At 58.4% G+C, this 19,920-nt stretch carries 15 protein-coding genes; 7 read left to right on the top strand and 8 right to left on the bottom strand.

Going from position 1 to position 19,920, the window contains the following annotated elements; all coding sequences use genetic code 11:
* The first annotated feature begins 8 nt into the window (after positions 1 to 8).
* Genes BDD14_RS19350 through BDD14_RS19340 form a run of 3 tightly spaced genes read left to right on the top strand, consistent with a single transcriptional unit; the run spans position 9 to position 4,270 of the window.
* On the top strand, positions 9 to 992 hold the full coding sequence (locus tag BDD14_RS19350; protein ID WP_130420339.1) for an anti-sigma factor family protein: 984 nt from the start codon (positions 9 to 11) through the stop codon (positions 990 to 992).
* Positions 989 to 2,284 (top strand): LiaI-LiaF-like domain-containing protein, encoded by a 1,296-nt coding sequence (locus BDD14_RS19345; protein ID WP_130420337.1) that lies wholly within the window; start codon positions 989 to 991, stop codon positions 2,282 to 2,284. The genes BDD14_RS19350 and BDD14_RS19345 overlap by 4 nt, the downstream gene beginning before the upstream one ends.
* A 6-nt stretch (positions 2,285 to 2,290) precedes the next feature.
* The gene (locus BDD14_RS19340; protein WP_130420335.1) at positions 2,291 to 4,270 is read left to right on the top strand and encodes a DUF4097 family beta strand repeat-containing protein; all 1,980 of its coding nucleotides are present in this window, start codon (positions 2,291 to 2,293) and stop codon (positions 4,268 to 4,270) included.
* 71 nt (positions 4,271 to 4,341) lie between these two features.
* Here the strand turns inward: BDD14_RS19340 and BDD14_RS19335 are convergent, their stop codons facing one another.
* The 3 genes from BDD14_RS19335 to BDD14_RS19325 form a co-directional block, all read right to left on the bottom strand.
* Positions 4,342 to 5,394 (bottom strand): vWA domain-containing protein, encoded by a 1,053-nt coding sequence (locus tag BDD14_RS19335; RefSeq protein ID WP_130420333.1) that lies wholly within the window; start codon positions 5,392 to 5,394, stop codon positions 4,342 to 4,344.
* A 380-nt stretch (positions 5,395 to 5,774) separates the two neighbouring features.
* The gene (locus BDD14_RS19330) at positions 5,775 to 6,098 is read right to left on the bottom strand and encodes a hypothetical protein (RefSeq protein WP_130420331.1); all 324 of its coding nucleotides are present in this window, start codon (positions 6,096 to 6,098) and stop codon (positions 5,775 to 5,777) included.
* Between the two features lie 128 nt (positions 6,099 to 6,226).
* The gene (locus BDD14_RS19325; protein WP_130420329.1) at positions 6,227 to 7,444 is read right to left on the bottom strand and encodes an FAD-dependent oxidoreductase; all 1,218 of its coding nucleotides are present in this window, start codon (positions 7,442 to 7,444) and stop codon (positions 6,227 to 6,229) included.
* A 212-nt stretch (positions 7,445 to 7,656) separates the two neighbouring features.
* Here BDD14_RS19325 and BDD14_RS19320 point away from each other — a divergent pair, with 212 nt between their 5' ends.
* Positions 7,657 to 10,194 (top strand): phosphocholine-specific phospholipase C, encoded by a 2,538-nt coding sequence (locus tag BDD14_RS19320; RefSeq protein WP_130420327.1) that lies wholly within the window; start codon positions 7,657 to 7,659, stop codon positions 10,192 to 10,194.
* A gap of 225 nt (positions 10,195 to 10,419) precedes the next feature.
* Here BDD14_RS19320 and BDD14_RS33135 read toward each other — a convergent pair whose 3' ends face one another.
* The 3 genes from BDD14_RS33135 to BDD14_RS34580 form a co-directional block, all read right to left on the bottom strand.
* A complete protein-coding gene (locus tag BDD14_RS33135) occupies positions 10,420 to 11,325 on the bottom strand; it encodes a hypothetical protein (protein ID WP_242618068.1) in 906 nt (301 codons plus the stop codon).
* A 115-nt stretch (positions 11,326 to 11,440) separates the two neighbouring features.
* Complete coding sequence (locus BDD14_RS31955) at positions 11,441 to 11,950, bottom strand: EAL and HDOD domain-containing protein (RefSeq protein WP_165420163.1); 510 nt, start codon at positions 11,948 to 11,950, stop codon at positions 11,441 to 11,443.
* Between the two features lie 271 nt (positions 11,951 to 12,221).
* Positions 12,222 to 12,389, bottom strand: coding sequence for a sigma 54-interacting transcriptional regulator (locus BDD14_RS34580; RefSeq protein ID WP_130420323.1), 168 nt, complete (start codon positions 12,387 to 12,389; stop codon positions 12,222 to 12,224).
* Between the two features lie 441 nt (positions 12,390 to 12,830).
* On the opposite strand from BDD14_RS34580, the gene BDD14_RS19300 reads away from it, so the two are divergent.
* Both BDD14_RS19300 and BDD14_RS19295 read left to right on the top strand, forming a co-directional pair.
* Positions 12,831 to 14,801, top strand: coding sequence for a TPR end-of-group domain-containing protein (locus BDD14_RS19300; RefSeq protein WP_130420321.1), 1,971 nt, complete (start codon positions 12,831 to 12,833; stop codon positions 14,799 to 14,801).
* A gap of 322 nt (positions 14,802 to 15,123) precedes the next feature.
* Positions 15,124 to 15,714, top strand: coding sequence for a PEP-CTERM sorting domain-containing protein (locus BDD14_RS19295; RefSeq protein WP_130420319.1), 591 nt, complete (start codon positions 15,124 to 15,126; stop codon positions 15,712 to 15,714).
* A gap of 360 nt (positions 15,715 to 16,074) precedes the next feature.
* Here the strand turns inward: BDD14_RS19295 and BDD14_RS19290 are convergent, their stop codons facing one another.
* Positions 16,075 to 16,755: a hypothetical protein gene (locus BDD14_RS19290; RefSeq protein WP_242618067.1), complete on the bottom strand. Its 681-nt coding sequence runs from the start codon at positions 16,753 to 16,755 to the stop codon at positions 16,075 to 16,077.
* Positions 16,752 to 18,140, bottom strand: a complete 1,389-nt coding sequence (locus BDD14_RS19285; RefSeq protein ID WP_130420317.1) for a selenium-binding family protein — start codon at positions 18,138 to 18,140, stop codon at positions 16,752 to 16,754. Before BDD14_RS19285 ends, BDD14_RS19290 begins: the two co-directional genes overlap by 4 nt.
* A gap of 929 nt (positions 18,141 to 19,069) precedes the next feature.
* Here BDD14_RS19285 and BDD14_RS19280 point away from each other — a divergent pair.
* The gene (locus tag BDD14_RS19280) at positions 19,070 to 19,675 is read left to right on the top strand and encodes a hypothetical protein (protein ID WP_130420315.1); all 606 of its coding nucleotides are present in this window, start codon (positions 19,070 to 19,072) and stop codon (positions 19,673 to 19,675) included.
* Positions 19,676 to 19,920 lie beyond the last annotated feature (245 nt).

Here is a 19,920-nt window from a genome sequence, read left to right as displayed (position 1 = left end):
GGTTTCAGGTGGCGGAGTTCAATCAGTTCAACCAGTTCGGTAACAGCCAACCCTCCCGGTCGCCCGACCCGGCCCACTGCGCCCAGTGCGAAGCGATGCTGACCGACGCGCTCGATCGCACTCTCTCCGTGGAAGAGCAGGCCCTCTTCGACCGTCATCTGGCAGTCTGCCCCGAGTGCTCCCGGATGTTCATCGACACCCGGCTTGGCCTCAATCTCCTCGAGAAGCTCCACGATTCTCTGCCTGAGCCCCCGGCGACGCTGCTCGACCGCATCCTCGCATCCACCGGGCCCATCGCCGAGCTTCCCGCCTCGCCCCTCGAGCGGAAGAACACTCTGCTCGACTATCCCGTGCCGCAACCGGCAACTGCACCGGCCTATGTACCCGGCGCCGTCTATCCCACGGCAAAGGTTCTTCCCTTCCGTCAGCGCCTCGCCGGAGCCTTCAGGCTCTCTGCCGTGCGCCACACCCTGGCGCAGCCGCGTCTGGCCATGACGGCCGCCATGGCCTTCTTCTCCATCGCGCTCACGCTGAATCTCACCGGCGTCCGCATCACCAATCTGCGCGCCAGCGACTTTACGCCCTCCAGCCTCAGGCGCACCTTCTACGACACCAACGCGCGGGTCGTTCGTTCCATTGACAATCTCCGCGTCGTCTACGAGCTCGAATCGCGGGTTCGCGACCTGCAGCGCGACAGCGATTCCAGCACCCCGGCCCCTCAGCAGGCAGCTCCTCCGGCCCCCGTTCCAAGCAGTCCCTCTGGCGATCAGCGCCCAAATCAAAATCAGGAGCAGCAGAACCAGCAGAAACGATCCAATCCGCGGCAGCGCTCTGGAAGCAGCCGCAGCCTTGGCATCAACCGCTCGCCTGCGTTCACCGCTTCCCTCAGCCGGCCCGGTTCCTCCCCCGAACCTTGCCCTGAGCCCCGAAAGACCTTTGTTGTCTTCACTCCCACCGTTTTAAACCCAATCGAGCAAGGGGGACACGCATGAACTGCGCCAATCATCCAGAGCGTGAACGAAGCGCCTTCTGCCAGAACTGCGGCAAACCTCTCTGCCAGGAGTGCGCCCGCGTCATAGGCACCGCCGTCTTCTGCGAGCCCTGCCTGGAAGCCCGGCTCGCCGGAACTCAGCCGCCCCCCGCAGCCGGAGCCGGCTATGCATCGGGCAACGTCAGTGGCGTCAACTTCACCACCGGAAGTAGCTACAACTACACCGATCCCTCGACTGGCTACACGGTCAGTGGCACCATCCCGCCCCCTCCCGCAGCAGGAGCACCGAATCCCGGCCTGGCTGCCCTGCTCGGCTTTATCCCGGGCGTGGGGGCCATGTACAACGGCCAGTACGCCAAAGGCATCGTTCACCTCGTCGTCTTCGCCGTCCTGGTCAGCCTCGCCGATGAACACGGTATCTTCGGCCTCTTTATCGCCGGCTGGGTCTTCTATCAGGTCTTCGAGGCCTATCAGACCGCCAGCGCCCGGCGTGACGACACCCCGCTGCCCAACCCCTTCGGTCTGAACGACCTCGGAGAGAGACTCGGCTTCAATAAATCCTGGGTTCCACAGCCCGGCCCCGGAGCCGCCGCTCCTCCCGTCTACCCTGCTCCCGAAGCCCCGCCTGCGGCTGCGCCTTATCCGCCGCCTGCTGCGGCCTACCCGCCGCCTGCCGCCTATCCGCCTGCTGCCGCCTGGGGCGCTCCCGCCGACAGCTTCACCGGCTCGCCTTACACCTCGCCCTACGCCGGTTCCCCTTACGTCGCCACTCCCCCGGCCTTCGATCCCAATGTGTCTTACCCGCGCAATCGCTTTCCCGCGGGAGCCATCTGGCTCATCGGGCTCGGTGCAATCTTTCTCATCGGCAATACAGGACTCTTCCACGGCTTCCCCATGCACCGGCTGTTCCCCTTCTTCCTCATCGGGCTCGGGGTCTGGCTCTTTGTTCACAAGATGACGGCCACCGGCGCCACCCTCGCCGACGACGGAACCCCGCTCTACCGGATGCGTCTCTTCGCCGCCATCCGAGGCTCCATCTGGGTCATCCTCGTCGGGGTCATGTTCCTGCTCTCGTCCTTCGACATCCTCTCCTGGGGCAGAAGCTGGCCGCTCTTCATCATCGTGGCTGGAATCATGATCCTCGCCGAGAAGACCATCTATAACCCGGCCTCCATGCCTCCGGCCTATCCGGTCCCGCCCGTCCCCCCGATCGTGCCGCCCGCGCCGCCGGCATCCAACGCCGCAAACTCTCAGGACCATTCCTCGGGCCAATCCAATCAGGAAGGGCGCTGAATCACCATGGCAAACCAGACACCGCCCTATCCTCCACCTCCAGGACCGTACCCTCCGCCCCAGGGCGACTGGCGCTATCAGCGTCGCGTCATAAGGGAGCAGGCACGCCTCCAGCGCGATTATTACCGTGCTCAGCAGGCCGCCTATCGCGCCCAGCTTCGCGCGACCCGGCGCACATCCCTCGTCGGTCCGTTGCTCATCATCGCCACCGGCATCGTCTTCTTCCTTATCCAGACCGGCCGCATGTCGGCCCGCTTCTTCTGGGACTGGTACGGGCACTGGTGGCCTCTCCTGCTCATCGGCGTCGGTGTCATCATGCTCCTCGAGTGGGGATGGGACCAGTACTTCCACTCCGGTGAGCCCCAATACCGCCGACGCTATCTCGGCGGCGGAGTCTTCACTCTCCTGCTCCTCATCGGAATCCTCGGCGTCACCTTCTCGGGTTTTCGAGGCGGAGCCTTCAGCCGAACCTTCCACCTCAACCCCGACAACATGGACGAGTTTCTAGGCGACAAACACGAAAGCGACCAGACTCTCTCCCAGGCCCTGCCCACCGGAACCGGCCTCACCGTCAACAACCCACGCGGCGACGTCGTCATCGCCGGAACCAGCGACGATCAGCAGATTCACATCCAGATCCACAAACAGGTCTACACCCGTTCCGACTCCGAGGCCGACACACGCGCGGAGCAGCTCTCTCCCAAACTCGACACTGATAGCTCCACCTCAACTCTGCGCCTCACCGTCCCCTCCATCGAAGGTGCCCGCGCCGATCTCAGCATCACCCTCCCCGCCTCCGCTCCCATCACCGTTACCGCCAATCGCGGAGACATCCACGTCGCCTCCATCAAGGCTCCCGTAACCGTCACCGCAAACCACGGCGATGTCTCTCTCACCGCCATCTCCGGGCCCATCAACACGCGCATCAACAATGGCGACTCCTCCTTCTCGGTCCACAGCGCCACCGGACCCGTCACCGTCGAAGGCCGCGCCCGCGATCTCACCTTCTCTGACATCTCCGGACCCGCCGCCATGAACGGTGAGTTCTTCGGAACCACCCATCTCGAGCACATCACCGGCAACGTTCGCTTCCACACCAGCCGCACCGACATGCGCTTCGCCCGCCTCGACGGCGAAACAGAGATCAGCTCCTCCGACATCTCCACCGACCGCGCCGCCGGTCCCTTCACCCTCGCCACCGGAAACAAGAATGTCACCCTCGAGCGCATCTCCGGCGATGCCTCCATCACCAATCGCAACGGCTCCGTCGACCTCACCAGTGCGCCGCCGCTCGGCAATATCACCATCGAGAATCGCAACGGCTCCGTCGACCTCACCCTCCCCGAAAAGGCCAGCTTCTCCATCCAGGCAGAAACCACCAACGGCGATCTCCAAAACGACTTCGCCCTTCCCGAGCAGGGTAAGGACGACAGCAATCACAAAAGCTACAACGGCACCGTCGGCAAAGGGGGTCCGCTCGTCCGCATCTCAACCAGCCAGGGAGATATCTCCCTCAAAAAGGCCTCCATCGCCCCCATGCCCCCCATGCCGCCCACGCCGCCGGCGCCCATCTCCATCCGGGACAACGACGGCTCATCGGTCATCATCGGGAAGAGCGGCATCAACATAAAGAGCAGCGACGGCTCCTCCATCATCACCGACAAGAACGGCCTTCACATCAACGTCAACACCGACGGATCCAGCGTTTATGTCAATAAGGGAACCCGCCTCACCACCGCAACCGATGGCTCCCGCATCTACCAGGGTGCCGATGGCACCCGCTACGTCGCAGGGGCGGACGGCTCCAAAACCTACCGCGGCAAGGACGGAACCCGCATCACTATCGGCGCGGACGGCTCCCGCAGCGGAACCAGTCCCGGAGGGCATCCACTCTCCAGCTCCGAGATCGACAGCCGTCTGCGTGATGCCGAGCGCGACGCCGACAAAGCCGCCGCCGATCGCGACGCCACCGTTCGCAACAAATAACCGAAGCCTTGAGAAGACCGTTACGAAACTCGAATTCTCAAACGTACGCTGGAAGCGCGAACACTTTGGACCTATTCTGGCCGGGTCAGAACGCGGCGATTCCCCTGCTCCGGTGCACGTGAAGGATCCGACGGAACCGTCGTTGGATCTTTCAAGACGGAGTCATCCGGAAGGGGCACGGTGACGCCGGTGGGCCTGACGTAGTATTTGTCCCCACCCGCAATCCTTACTTCTACGCCGTGCACCCCCTGGGTTGAGTTCGAAGGTCGTGGAAACTCCAGGATGTAACGTTCGCGCAGCATGGCCATGGCTCGTAGCAGCGTCGCCTCCATCAGCTCGGGCGTTGTCGGCATCAGTATGCCTCCACTCAGCTCACAGATCGACAGAAACGGATACACATCGTTGCCACTCGATATAGGAACTATTACGGAAGAGCTGCGAAGCGGCATCGTAATACCAAACACTGCGATACCGGCGACCTGAACATAGGCCCGTACTTCATTCCATTTACGCACGCTTCCCTTATCGCGCCCATCCGATAGGACCAGAATGACCCTTCGTCCGGGTAGCCCCTTCATCTGAGTGGCGATAAATCCCAGGGCGTCCCACAGATAAACGGGCTGCTGCGTGCAATGCGGTTCCTTCCCTCTGGGAACCATCCACGGCTTCACAAGTGCATCCACACGATCAAGAAGTCTTGCATTGTCGGCCGGTTTATCGTCAAGGGATCGAGTGAGACCACACCCCAGGCCATAGAGGGAGACGTGATCTCGAGGAGCCAGGAAGTTCGGGACAAGGTCCGCAATCTCTTGACTTAGATTCGGCATGAGATCCATCGCGCTGGGATCGAGCAGAATCGAAAGCGAGACCGGATCGTTTCCCTCTGGACGAACATGGGTGACCTGGAACCATGGTCCGGAGTCGACACGGATGGAAAATCTCCGTTCGTCAATCCGGGGTTCAATTGTCTTTCGATTTTGGCTCAGAACTAGCGTTGGCATCTGAACAAGATCCGCATACACGTGCAAGGTTGGAACGGGCTCATCATGAGCCGATGGCGTGTCCTGCGCCATCAGTCCCAGCACGCTCGACAAAGCCCATCCCGTGAACAGGAGCAGTTTCATGGCTTACCACTCAACGGATACTTGCCGGAGACAGTATGCCTGAATCCGACCCTGCGTGCCATGCCTTCAGAAGAGGGTATTTCGCTTTTGCAGCCTGCTCGCCGAACGCTGCCGCGCGATAAATCTTTCTTCTCGCAGCGCCCATCGATGGTTAGGCCGTCTTTTACCGTGGATGGCACGGACGCAATCGATCTCCACTCCAGGTAAAGATTGTCCGCGATGTAAACAGGGCAACGTTCTCATTCACCACGGTGTGTGAGGTTTTTATTTTTATGATGACTTACATGCATGCCCGTGATTGGGAGCAAAGCTTCGCTTAGTCACCTGTCCGACAAGCGACTTTCCGTCAAGAGTCCCGGCTGCAGATCGGTTCGCCTCTGCTACTTCCATAGCGTTACGACCATCGCTCCCGAAATAATGAGTGCGCCACCGACGTAAATTGGTGGCGAAGGAATCTGATGGAAGAAGAGATAACTATTTACCTGAAAGGCGACGAACACCGTGGCGACATACACCCCGGTCACAGTTGCAAAGTCGACCGGCGCAAGATTGAGCGAGGTGCCGTAGAGCGCCAGGAGCACCGAGCCTAGAAGGAACAGACACACTCGACTCGGCAAAGATTGATGGTGCAGCGCCAGACGCAAGATAGCATCGCCCGATGCTTCAAGAATGGCGGCGACAAGTACGAACGCAAACATCTTCATATCGCCATCGTCTGCCAGAACGTTTCAAATGACAAGCCAGGTCATGGGCGGTCAAGTGTCCGTAAAACCGGCTTCTCGCAGATTTGGGATCCAGCAGTCCGACACCGATCCGCTGGGCGGCAGCTCAGCTATCCAACCTGCCGCGCAGCCTGAGCTGGCTCGCCGAAGAAGCGCGCACGCACACCTTCGTCGATCGGTAGCTCGGGTCCGCTGATGATATGGTCTGGGATTCTGGTAGGGTCTTCCTGGATCAGTGGCATGGCGGCCGCACGTCGCCGGTCAGCCTCTGGACCTTGCTCCTGAAAGAGCTGTCTCAGCCATTCGCAGGAAGAGTGGATCACCGAAAAATAACGTTGGTGTTCGGTGGCATAATCATGGCCGGCGCTGTCCCAGTCGCTGTTGCCGAGGAGTGCTTCGATGAGCGTCCGCACGTCACGCAGCGTGAGGGACATACCCTGGCCGTACGTCGGATCGCTGGTGGCGGCGGCATCGCCGATGAGGGCGACGCCATTGGAGTAGGGATGTTCGACCCAGTCTTCATCGCAGGTAAAAGATGCAAGTGGGCCGATGCTGCGAAGAGAGCCGTCATAGAAGCCGGGAAATGACGTGGTTCGTCGTGAGTAGTCGAGAAATCGTGGCAAAGCCTGCTCGCCCTGCAGACGTTCCGTCTCCTCAGCTGGATAGGCCAGGTAGGCTCGAAAGCGATCGCCGCCTTCGTAGACTAAGCCAACCACCGTAGCCATCGCGGGGTTGAAAAAGTAATGGGCCACATCGTGCGGCATAGCCAGACCAGTGAGCAACACCCCTGCAAACAGAACAGGATGGGTCTGGCGCGTGACGGCGAATCCTGCCCACTTGCGAGCGGCTGAATTACGCCCATCCGATGCGACGACGATCCTCGCCGAGAGCGTCTCAGCACCTCCGGAGTCGCGGAACCTGACCCGCGGCTGCTTGCCGGGCTCGATGGCGATGACCGTTACTTCACGCCGGACATGAGCGCCTGCTGTAGCGGCGGTCTGGAGCAACGCTTCCTGCATCTCTGGATGGCTGAAGCCAAGGGCAGGCAGAGCCTGCGGGGTTGTGGCTGCCAGGTCGCGAGCCTGACCTAAGCCCATCTCCAGGTAGGGGGCCCAACATCCGCATGTTTGTAGCGTGTCCTCAAGGGCAAGCCGCCTCGCTTCGGCGACTCCCCAGGGGGGCAGGAATTCGCCGCGGACGCGGTCTTTGAAGCGCGCCTCCTGCTCCAGAATCAGGACTCGCGCGCCAGCATCGACCATAACTTTGGCCAGTGCGGAACCGCCCAAGCCACCACCTGCTACGATCACGTCATAATCGTGAGCCGGCATAGACTTCTCTCCCGTTGCCGACGAATGCTACTCTCCACCGTGGTAGCGGTCAATCGGTCCCCTTTGTGGGCTTCTCGGAGATGCAATGCGAAAATACCTCACAGGCATTCAGCTCCTTGAGCATTCTGCAGGCAGGAGCGACGTTCTCAACCGATGCTTCCATCAATCCATCTTTCATCAAGCAGCCATGCTCCCCGTGAAAAGATGAACGCATGGTACGACACACAAGGCGGGATTTTCTTAAAGTTGCAGCGATGTTATCTGGTGCAGCGGGCTCATCCGGGTTGATTCCGGATTCTATACAACGGGCGTTTGCCATCGAGCCGGCGCCGGGCTCCACCTATATGGATGCGGAACATATCGTCATCCTTATGCAGGAGAATCGTTCGTTCGACCATGCCCTGGGCATGCTGCAGGGAGTTCGCGGCTTCAACGATCCGCGCGCGTTGCGTCTGGCGAACGGCAACTCCGTCTTTGTGCAGACGGATGCTGCGGGCACCTCGTACGCTCCCTGGCGGTTGGATATCCAGGACACGCGGATCACCTGGATGGGATCGGTTCCGCATAGCCGGCATAGCCAGGTCGATGCCTGGAACGGGGGGCAGCACAACGGGTGGCTGGAGGCCAAGCGGTCCTATTCTTCCGAGTACGCGCCACTCCCGTTGACCATGGGACATTACACGCGGGAGGACCTTCCGTTCTACTACGCGCTGGCAGACGCCTTCACAGTGTGCGACCAGAGCTATTGCTCGGTGATGACCAGCACGACGCCCAATCGCAGCTGCTTCTGGACCGGAACGGTGCGCGATCAGCAGCGCGCCGACTCCAAGGTATACATGCGCAACAACGAGATCCTGGTCGGCGGCATGACCTGGAAGACGTATCCGGAGCGGCTGCAGGAGGCGGGGATCAAGTGGAAGTTCTACCAGAACGAGCTGACCACCACCGGCGGACTCACGAAGGAAGAGGGGTCCTGGCTCTCGAACTTCGGCTGCAACCTGCTGGAGAACTTCGCGGCCTATAACGTGGAGGCCTATGCGGGCGCCGGGCTTGCGCTGCAGCAACAGATTGCGACGCTAAACGATCAGATGGCGAAGACGGAGGGTGCGCTGTCCGAGGCGTCGGAGCCGGACACGCTGGCGCAGTTGCGCACGCGGCTTGCGAGCGAGCAGAAGCGCATGGCGAAGCTGAAGGCAACGCTCGCGAACAGCGGAGAGGCACGGTACAAGCAGCTCAGCCAGCAACAGCGCGAGCTGCACGAGGCAGCCTTTATGACGAACGCGAATGATCCCCACTATCGGACGCTGGATACGATCACGTTTGAAGACGGAGGTAAGCTGCAGCAGATGAAGGTGCCGAAGGGAGACATCCTGCACCAATTCCGCAAGGATGTGGACGAAGGCAAGCTGCCGACGATCTCATGGCTCAGCGCGCCGGAGCACTTCTCGGATCATCCCACGTCGCCGTGGTATGGAGCGTGGTATGTGTCGGAGGTGATGGACATCCTGACGAAGAATCCCGAGGTGTGGAAGAAGACGATCTTCATCCTGACCTACGACGAGAACGATGGGTACTTCGATCACGCGCCTTCGTTTGTCGCTGCCGATCCGAAGCGGCCGAGCACCGGCAGGGCTTCGGCCGGCATCGATACGGGCATCGAGTACACCTCGGCGCAGGACGAACTGGACCAGGGCGTTCCGGAGAAGGAGGCGCGTTCCGGCCCCATCGGCATGGGCTTCCGTATTCCAACGATCGTTGCCTCTCCATGGAGCCGCGGCGGCTGGGTGAACTCGCAGGTGTTCGACCACACCTCGACGCTGATGTTCCTTGAGGACTTTGTGCAGAAGAAGTATGGCAAGACAGTGAAGGAGGAGAACATCAGTGCGTGGCGGCGCGCCATCTCCGGCGATCTGACCTCCTGCTTCCGGCCGCATGATGCCAAGGAGCCGAAGCTCGATTTCCTGGATCGCGACAAGTTTGTCGTCAGCATCCAGCAGGCTCGCTACAAGGAGGTGCCGGCGAACTACAAGGCATTGACGCCTGCGGATATCGAAGCGATCAACCATAATCTAACAAACGCCGAGGCTCAACCGCACCAGGAGCCGGGGATTCGGTCATCGTGCGCGCTGCCGTATGAACTCTATGCGGAGGGTGGACTGAGCGAGGATCGGAGCACGTTCAAGCTCAGTATGAAGGCGGGGAATGAGATTCACGGCAGTCGCTCAGCCGGTGCGCCGTTCAACGTGTATCTGCGGACTAAGAAGGGCGGCGGAAAGAAGGGCGAGCCGACGATGATGGCCGCGAGCTATGCCGTGAAGGCCGGCGACACGTTGCATGAGGAGTTTCCGCTGTCGCTGTTTGCGGATGGGCGCTACTCCATCGACGTGCATGGACCGAACGGCTTCTACCGCTCCTTCTCGGGCGACGCACATATGCCTGGACTTCAGGTGCAAACAACGTATGAGCGGCGCGGAACGCAACCGACCGGGAATATACAGGTTCTGTTGCGCAACATCGGCCCGCATCCGCTCAAGGTTGCGGTGAAGGACAACTCCTACAAGACCGGCAGCACGAGTAAGACGCTTGAAGCAACTCATGAGAGCTCGATCACGCTTCCATTGGACAAGAGCCATGGCTGGTACGACTTCTCGGTACAGGCGGAGGGCTCCACGGCTGAAGCACGTTTTGCAGGGCGCGTTGAAACCGGCCGTTCCAGCTTCACCGATCCCTTGATGGGAGGCTTGGCGTAGTGTCAGGGAGGACGCGGGAGGCCAAACGCTCTCCCCTGAAGATCACGTAGAGCCCGACTATCAGCGGGCTCTACTCCTTCCCTGCTACTGAGTGCCAGCCAGGCGGGGATGAAGTCGGCACGTCAGCGGCTGCGAAAGATACCCCGTCTCTCGGCGCTGCTGGCCGTAACGGCTCGGTCGCTGGGTGTTCACACCGGTTCGCACCCCTGCTTGGGGAATTGCGCGCTACGCTAATAATCCATCGGGTGCAAAAGATCGCGCAGCCCACGCGGATTGGTCATAGCCATCCTCCGTGTTTACAAGACGCTTGAGTGCCAACTCGCGGGCAATCATGACATCCCGCCGCGAGCATCCTAGAAGCATTGAGCAATCTTCGTCGGAGTGCTTTTCGAGAACCGACATGACGAAGACAAAACGCTCGAAGGCACTGAGTCCGACAATCGCCGCAAAGAGGCTGTACTTTCCTGATGTTGTCGCCCCTTTGAGGCTGATCAACGACAGGGTATCCGTGTGCTCTGGCGCGGGCATGATCATCCGTATTGCATGCTCGAGAATCGTGCGACGCGCCCAGGAGCGCGCCCAATCCATGAAGACGCTGATTCCCTCCACGCACTCGCCCAACCCGGAGACATAACATTGCCCAGCAATATCGTTGTCAGCGGTTAGTAAGAACGAAAACAGGTACAGACCGCGCATCTCTTCGGTCAAGATATTGGTTGCGGCTCTTTCGTCAAAGATTTGCATCGGTTCCAGCATGTTCCCCTCTTTCATTCCTGGTCCATCCAGTAGATCGATTGCATTTGATCCAACCGCGTTCCGAGGCTGACACCCTTCACTCAGTAAAGAGCGCTTGGCGTTTGCATAAGGTCTGCGTCTCAGCTTGCGCGGCGCGGCGGAACGGTCGTCCGTTGCGGGATACACTGCACGGTTGCCATATGGTTGGCATGACTGAAGCGCGCAAGGACAGCGTTCGTCGTGTCCTGTATGCGAGTACTTGGTTTGTGAAATTTGCGGGTTGTCTTCGAGACGAGCTTGGTTAGCAAGAAGCGACTTGAAACATGCGCCATTGCTTCGAATACCAGATCGGAACGCATTTGTATCCTCCTGGAAGGCTTGATTTTTCTCTTCCATAGCTGCTGAATCTGCTGAGTTCACCAGGCACAACAACGGTATGCAACAACCGGTAGCAGAGGGGAGGCTTCTGCCTCGCCGGCTCGGTCACTTTCTCACACGGAATGGGAAGGAACTAGCTCCGTGCTGCCAGCCGACGGAGATGGTTCACACCGTGAGTAGAAATTTTGCGCTTTGAAAAGATCTTAGGACGCGCCAAATAATATCCCTGAAATAACCGGAATCCTTCTTCAAGAGCCATTTCAAATTCTTCGTTTGTTTCGATTTTTTCCGCCACGAGCATCGTGGCATTACTCTTCAGGCGACGAATAATCTCCCTGCGCTCCTCTTTATCGGAGAGCCGAAAATCGACCTTGACATAATCTGCCAGCGCGAGCAGTCCTTCCATTTTTTCGCAATGCTGAAAGTCATCGAGCGCAATCTGGTAGCCCAAGGCTTTCATTCTGCGGCAGGCAGCCAGAACCTCTTTGTCTGGCTCAACCGTTTCGAGAAGCTCAAGCACGGTCGAAGGCGGAAGCCGTGTCAACAACCCTCGGACCAATGCATCCCGTGTGCAGTTCAGAAAGGTGCGATGGCCTCCTGTGAGTTCGTCGAGTCCATGAAACATCCAGTCGCCAACCATCATCTTCGTCGCCGCGTCGGAGTCTCCAGTAAACCGGTTATCCCATCCCGAACGAGACAGTGCTTCGTAACCGAAGATCTTTCTCCGGCGATTGAAGATCGGTTGGAGCGCGAGAAAGCGGTAGTCACAGGCATCCGGGCCAGACGGCGCCCACGGAGACTTCATCCAGTTTCCAAAGCTATCGCCCAGCCTTGGAGTCTTGCGGCGTCGCCGCACTGAACCGAACATATTCAAATTTCGCCTCCTTCGAATTAACCCAAGGCACGTGCGAGAGCTACAAGCAGGCCGTCCGAGGCGGAATCGTCGCGCAAGGTACGCGGATGAACGCCCGGGAGGAACCATAGGACAACCTGTGAAGGACCCTCGCGACCAACTCCGTGCCCGTCCCAGTCGCGCCGGTGGCTATAACGGTGCAATCTGTCGCAAGGTGTGGCACATACATCAGCGCGGGCAGGGCGCCTCCGACAAATCAAAGATGTCTTCGTCCAGTTGCGCGCTGTCGAGGTATCGCTGAAGGTGCAAGGGCTCTTTCCGGACGTTGTTTGAGTTCCGCTTCTGTGGGCCGGTCGCTCTACCGGACCGCCGGCCATGCTTCCTCGTTTATGCCAAAAATCGCTGATGTAGAAGAGTTCTGCGGTGTGACGGCACTCGAGTTGTTTCTTTGTCTGCAAGAACTGTTGCGGTCGGACGCTCTGCCAGCTATGAAAGCATCGCTTGCGGTGCGGGTGGAATGTTCGAAAACAGTTCGGAACAGTATGTTGGAGCCTTATGAATGGTGGCTTGTATTTTCATAGGCTTAGCGTGCGGTTGCAGACCGTTTGCTCTCAATTCAAGGGGACGTTTGCTGTGATAAAGTCACCTCAAACAGAAAACTAAGAGGCGTATGTCGTCAACCGATCCAGTTTCGATGCCGGATGGACTTAGTCCGGAAGAGGTTGGTTTGGTGCGCGATCATCTCAAAGAGGTGATCACGAGTCGCGCGTTTGGGGGAAGCAAGCGCGCTCAGGACTTTCTCCAATTGATCGTGGAGCATGCGCTGGCTGGGCGATTCGATTCCCTCCGCGAACGAATGATTGGAGCCGAGATGTTCGGACGTCCGATCGACTACGACACCTCAAATGACGCGGTGGTCCGGGTCAAAGCGACCGAGGTCCGAAGAAAGCTGGCCCAGTACTATCAGGAATCGGGAAAAAAACCGGCAGTCCGCATCGAACTTCCGATCGGGTCTTATGTGCCGAAGTTCCAATGGGAATCACTGGAAGCATCGGCCCAGCCATCCGTCGAAACCGAGTCCCCAGCCATCGCAAAAGAAACCCCCGCTCCGGTAGCGTCCGAGGAGATGCCCAAGGCGGAGATCCACGAGCCACCCCGTCTCTCCGGAGAGAAATCGCGCGTTCTGGTCGGCGTCTTACTGGGGCTAGGCCTCATTGCCATAATCGGTTACGCGGGCTTCAAAAGCTGGTTTAAGGATTCAGATGGAGGGAGGGAGATTAGGTCCATCGCGATCCTGCCCCTTGAAAATCTCTCCGGCGATTCGGGCCAGGACTACTTCGCTGACGGCATAACGGAAGAATTGACTGCCGACCTGGGCCAGGTTTCCGCGTTGCGCGTCATCTCCCGGACTTCGGCGATGACATATAAGGGCACGAAGAAGACCCTACCCGAAATCGCCCGCGAACTCGGAGTGGGTGCGATCGTGGAAGGGTCCGTTGTGCGCGAGGGTAACCAGGTGCGCATCACCGTCCAGTTGATCGATGCCAGGACTGATGATCACATCTGGGCCCATAACTACGTGCGCGACCTTACCAGTGTTCTGGCATTGCAGGGCGAGGTGGCACAAGCCATTGCGGACGAGATCAGCATAAACGTAACGCCGCAGGAGCAAGCACGTCTGGCACGTGCAAGCCCTGTCAACAGGGAGGCCCACGATCTGTACCTGCAGGGCATTTACCTTCTGAACCAGGGAGATCCGAAAAGCGCCGTCGGTTATTTGCAGAAGGCTATCGACGAAGATCCCAGCTACGCGCGGGCGCATGCCGCATTGGCCAATGGCTACGGATGGATGGGGGAAGCTGGCTGGCTGGCTTATACCGAGGCGTTTCCCAGGCAGAAATCCGAAGCGACCAAGGCGATTGAGTTGGATCATTCTCTGCCCCAGGGCCACGCCGAGCTTGCCAACGCCGTGATGAATCTTAGCTGGGACTGGACCAATGCGGAAAAGGAGCTCCAGCGAGCGCTTGAGCTCAATTCGAACCTGGCATCCGTCCATACCACGTATGCCTTTTACCTTCAGCGCCTAGGTCGGTTGCCAGAGGCGATTGCGGAGGTAAAGCAGGTTCTTGACCTCGATCCTGTTTCCAGCCGCTCGTTTTATAGTGCCGGAATCGTCTACTACTTTGCTCGCCAATATGACCGGGCGCTTTCACAGCTTCAAAGGGCACATGTGCTGGAACCCCACCCTCCTAACTTTCTCTTTCCGTTCGAATCGGGTGTCATTTATGCGCAGAAAGGCATGTATGGAAAAGCCGTCGGAGAATTCCAGAAGCTGGGCGATCAACCGCACGCCTTAGGCCATATGGGTAATGTTTACGCTCGAATGGAGCGAGTAAGCGAAGCGCGCGGGACGATTGTGAAGCTCGAAGAGCACGTGAAAAAAAATGGTATCGGGAGATACGAAATAGCGCTGGTCTATGCCGGACTGGGTGAAAAGGATGAGGCCTTCACATGGTTGGAAAAATCCTACGATGCACGCGATAAAGGGCTTACCTATCTCAAAATAGATCCCTGCATGGACCCATTGCGCTCCGACCCGCGCTTTGGTCGATTGGTGCGGCGCGTCGGCCTTCCGTTGTAGACACAACCTGACTGCGAGAGGCTGCGCCATGGGTGGGCTCCTGGAACACAGCTCTGCGCACGAAGGCGCAGACGATGTGAATCCAACCTCGATATCGGTTTCGCAGTTCGCATCGAGCGCGAGTCGATCGCCACTAGCAAAACGCGAGTGCGAGCGTTGCCTGCAACTAAAGTACAGCCATTTTAACCGTGCAGAGCTGAGCAAGGCACAGATAAGTGCTTTGTTTGCAAATATTTGCACACAAGTTACGTTACTGGAATTATTCCCCGTTTAATATCCGCATGAGAAGTTAATCGCAGCCTCTGGGGAGGGGCCTTCGTAAATGCACGTACTTCGTCTGTTAGCCGTAGCAAGCATCTTTGCCGCACCAATTGCCCTATCTGCCGAATCGATCACCTATACCGATACTTTCACTGCAAGTGGAAGCATCGGAGCAGAGACCTTTACCGATGCCCTCGTGACCATATCGGGCACGGGAAATTCCTCCGGGATAATCAACGAAGGCGGAGGGATTTTTGCTCTTTCGCTGCCAGTGACGTTCAGCATTGCCGGTGTTGCAAGCGGAACGTTTACCGATGACATTCAGGTCTTCGCCAACCAGAGCTCCGGCATCGCCGGATTTGGCGATAATACGAATGACTTCGCGCTTATTTACACGGCCAATCCCGCGCTTTCGTCATACAGCCTCTCGACCGGGATTGGGCCGGTTACGGGGCCGTCGCTTTTCAACAGCGTCGATGCCACGCTGGGAGAAGCTGTCTATGGAACGAACGACGGCAACTTCGCTCTGTCGAGCGTAAGTGACTCGACTTTCCAGGCATCTCCCGTGCCGGAACCCTCTTCCCTGGCCCTGTTCGGTACAGGAGCCCTAGGCATTCTGGGTGTCGTGAGACGGAAGTTTGGAAGAGCATAACTGGTAGTCAGAGTTTCGCCGAAAAGCCTTTCCGAGAATCGGAGAGGCTTTTTCGTTGAACATCGCAGGGAGTTTTATTGCCGGTACCTATGGTAGCGCCACCGTGGCTCGAACCCGGACTCTCACAAGATGCTCTACGGATTGCTCAGCGTAGGCCACGTCCTCCAGCAGCAGCTCCGTCGCTCGGTGCAATCCAATCTTGCCATTTGATTCGAAGCGGTCTCGATTGCCAAATCCAGCGGTCCGTGGCGGCATGGCGATTCCGGTCGGAGCAAACAGGCAGTAAGGTGCGGATTGCCCGTGATCCAGCAGCAATCTCGAAAGTAGTCAGCACAACCAGCCACCTTGACGAACCGGCACCTAAACCACCAGCGCGGCCACTCCCGCAATGATCAACGCAAACGCCCACAGCAGGTCAAAGTTGAACCACGTATGCCGTAGCAAGCCGAGTCCCCGCTTCTCATAAAATTGATAGAACAGAATCGCCACCACCCCTGCGACAAGAATCAGACCGACCGTGTGAACCAATACGGCCAGAGCTAACAGGGAAGGCGCGATTCCAGCCACGCTGGAAGCCACGCCGCTATTCGAAGCCACGCTGCTATTCATCGAATGGTGCATCCCCTGCAACGGGGTCGCCAGCAGTACGGGAGCGAGCATCAATCCCGCCCCGTGCGCCGACGCCATCAGAAAGGACCACACCGTCAGATCCCGAAAGCCCACCCGCATTCCCGCCCCGCGGGGATGTCGGGAGCGAAACACGCGGTACAGACCCAGCGCGAACAAGATCGCCGCGACCAGAAACTTCAGGGTTGCAAATGGAATCTTGAACTCCAGCAAACTGACAACCCCAAGCGTCAGCGCGATCGCAATTGCATGGCCCAGCGCAATAGGCACCAACGCCCGCAGCACCGCCTTACGACTTCGCTGCTGCAGACCCAGCGACAGCGCGAACAGCCATCCCATCCCCGGATTCACGCCATGGTAAGCCCCAAGAAGGACTAATACGCCCAACACCCCCCAGGGCAACCCGTCGCTCACGGATAGCAGTACGAATCCGACGATGCGTCGCCGCCTTCCAACCGCACCTGATGGCCACGCAGGTCTCCGAATTCGAGGAAGAACTTCGGATCCAGGGTCATGCCATCCGCTTTCACATCCACCTTCACCATCCAGCTATCAAAACCCTCAGGATAAAACTGCTTGTCCCACGCCCCATACAGTGAATTGGTGTAGTAAACGCGCTTCCCATCACGGCTCAACTCCACCATCTGTGGACCACCATTCAGTGTCTTGCCGGGACGATTCGGGTGCGGTGTCTTCCGCACAATTCCGCCCAGATGAATTGAGCCGATCAGCTTCGGATTATGCGGATCGGAAACATCATATTGCCGACTCTCGCCCGTGCCCCAGCAGGAGGCGTAGAGTCTCTGGTCGTCCACGGAAAGGTTGATGTCGGTCAGCAGCGGAGCAACGGCACTGAACCCTTTTAGAATCGGAGGAAGCAACTCCGCAGCTGCTGGTTCGGCTGGGATCTCGATAACTTTCTTGGCGTTCCAGTTCTCTCCGTCTCTGAACCAAAGCCAGATGGAGCTTGATAGGTCCTTAAGCGAAAGGACGACGCCCGCGAATCCGTAAGCTTTCGTCGGATCGTGCGCCGGGCGGAGTTCGAGAACCATCTGACATTCCGCGCCCAGGTCAATCGTCTGGATTAAGCGCCGCTTGCGCAAGTCGAAGAAGTGCAAGTGGTGGCCGTACTTGCCCGCCAGCAACTCTTCGGGAATAACTCCGCTCTCCACCATTCTCGGCGTGCCCCACTCGCTGGTTACGGCGGTGTCATAGCCCAGGTGCCAGGCAAAGTCGTAGCTCAAATACTGTTTGCCGCGTTCCACCTCCCACCGGCCAAGCGGCTCAAACGTGTAGTGGTCCAGTGCGAAGATTCCGCCCGGCCCTTCGCCATCCGGAGCGCCCAGCGCACTCACGTAAACGCCATCGGGCCCGCAGTGGATGGTATGCGGTCGGCTGTAGCCCGTGCGCCGCGCCAACTCCTCCGGCTCAATCACCTTCACGATCTTCGGCTGCCGCGGATCGTCTTTGACGTCCAGAATATGAATGCGCGACGACCGCAACCCGGGCACAATCAGATAGCGCCGCTCCAGGTGCGGATGCGCGGCATACGGACAAAGCGCCGAGCTGCACGCGTTCCAGCCAAAGTGATGCAACTCATCTCCCGCGTTGGGCATGTCCGTCCGGCCTGCTATTTGCCCATAGGTGCCGGACGCGGGGTCCACATCCACTACGATCAGCGCGTCCGGTTTGCCATCGCCCCTGGGGTTGAACGCCACTACATAAGCCAGCTTTTCAGGGGGTGCCTGCGCGGCCAGCTTCGGAGAAGGATAAAACGTTGGATCAGCTTTCCATAGCATAGTGAATCCTTTCCGGCCATAGATTCCTGATGGGCTTCGACGCCCCGGCCGTCGGAAAAGAATGGCCACGGACGGAAATGATAGGTGTGCTTCTGCGGGAAGGTCAACAGCAGCAGTGGTAGAACGGAGGGGTTGGAGAATGTCGGCCTTACGACGCGGCACGCGTAGAAGTGCAGAGCCCAACGGCACATTCCGAGCGATTGGTCGGCTATCCGCACCTTACTCTCCGCGCATGATCCGACCACGTTCTGATCGAATCGCGGCTGCGCCACCGCACGCCTTCGGCGCAGATGAGATTTTGCGCACCCCCTTGGATCGCCGAAGGTGGCAGCATTCCGTTGGCACTGGATGACCAGTATAACTTTGCACTTGGCGGCAGCATAACGCTGTACTGGATGGCAGAGTTGATTGCATTCAGCACAGATACAGCCCTAAGACTTCCTGACCTCTCACGCAGGTAAACCTGACGGAAGCCAGGATCCCCGCTTGGGCCATAAAGATGTGCGAACAACGTGTCCTTCCGAGCGCAGTCGAGGAAACCTCCGGTTTCTCTCCAGTGCCGCAGATTCAGAGAATACAGCGCAACAATCTGAGATCATCTCCCCCGAAATTGCGACCGCGCAGGTAGCCTTCCAAGCAAACTCAAAACCTGTCAAGCCCTATCCCCTTCTAAACCATGATTAGTCAACAACATAAAAGTGCCGATTAGTTTCACTCCATTCGCTACACTGGAATTGACTGAAAGAAAAACGAAAGCCCCGGGACTGATTCCCGGGGCTTTCCTCTTTCGAATCAATATTTTTACCACTAAACCACGTGTTATCAATATTTTACCCTGTGCAAATCGCACAAAACCATGGAACCAAATGATTTACATAAAAAACCGCCGGGGAGGGTACCCCGGTCCTTCAGGAGACAAAACAATCAAAATGAGAGTACCTCTATGTCGTCACCTCAAGACCAACGGAACCCAGTGCAAATCACCGGCACTCGACTACAGCAACTACTGCTTCTTCCATGAGCGCCTGCACGAACGCCACAAGAGCTATCGCTTCAGCAGAACCACAGAAAGAGGACTCTGCCCGCAATACGACATCAAGCTGCACGCGCTCGAAGACGCCGAATCCATCCAGCTCGCAATCTCCGTCGTCATCAACGCCCTTGCCACGGGAAGCCTGAGAGCCGACAAAGCGAAGGCTCTCCTCTACGGTCTCCAGCTCGCATCCGTAAACGTCCGCCGCCTCGCACCCAAACCCAAAGCTGAAGAGATCGTCCGCTCCATCGCCACCACCGAAGACGGTCTCAACCTGGCGCTCCCGACGGCCTACGCCAACCTGAACGCACCCCCTGAACCTGACTGCAATCCACACCCTGCCGAACTCCCGCAGGCTCCAGCAGAAACGAAGGCTCTCCCAGCCGACGCCAGCTCCTCCTCTCTCTTTCTGGAAAGCGAGATAGTGGGAAGAAAAGCCAGGGACCAAACGGCAATCAGGCAGAAAGAAGAGGATGGACGATCGGAAAAGCAGGAGTTTTAGGAATGATCCATGAAAGAAAAATCGCGAGCTCAGAAAATGATGGGAGGTGCGGTAGCCCAGTGGCTCATTTCGGAACGCAACAGCTCAAAGGAAGGGCGTATCGAGACTAACGCGATCCCCAAAGAAAACGAAAATCTGAAGCAAACAAAAATAGGACGGCGTCGAGGAAAGCGAAGACGGAAAACGGCGCAGCGATTTCATTCTCAACGTAACGCAGCAATCCAATCCTCAAACATAACTAGTGA

Origin of the sequence: Edaphobacter modestus (assembly GCF_004217555.1) — a bacterium.
GTDB lineage: Bacteria > Acidobacteriota > Terriglobia > Terriglobales > Acidobacteriaceae > Edaphobacter > Edaphobacter modestus.
This window is presented reverse-complemented; position numbering and strand designations above follow the sequence as displayed.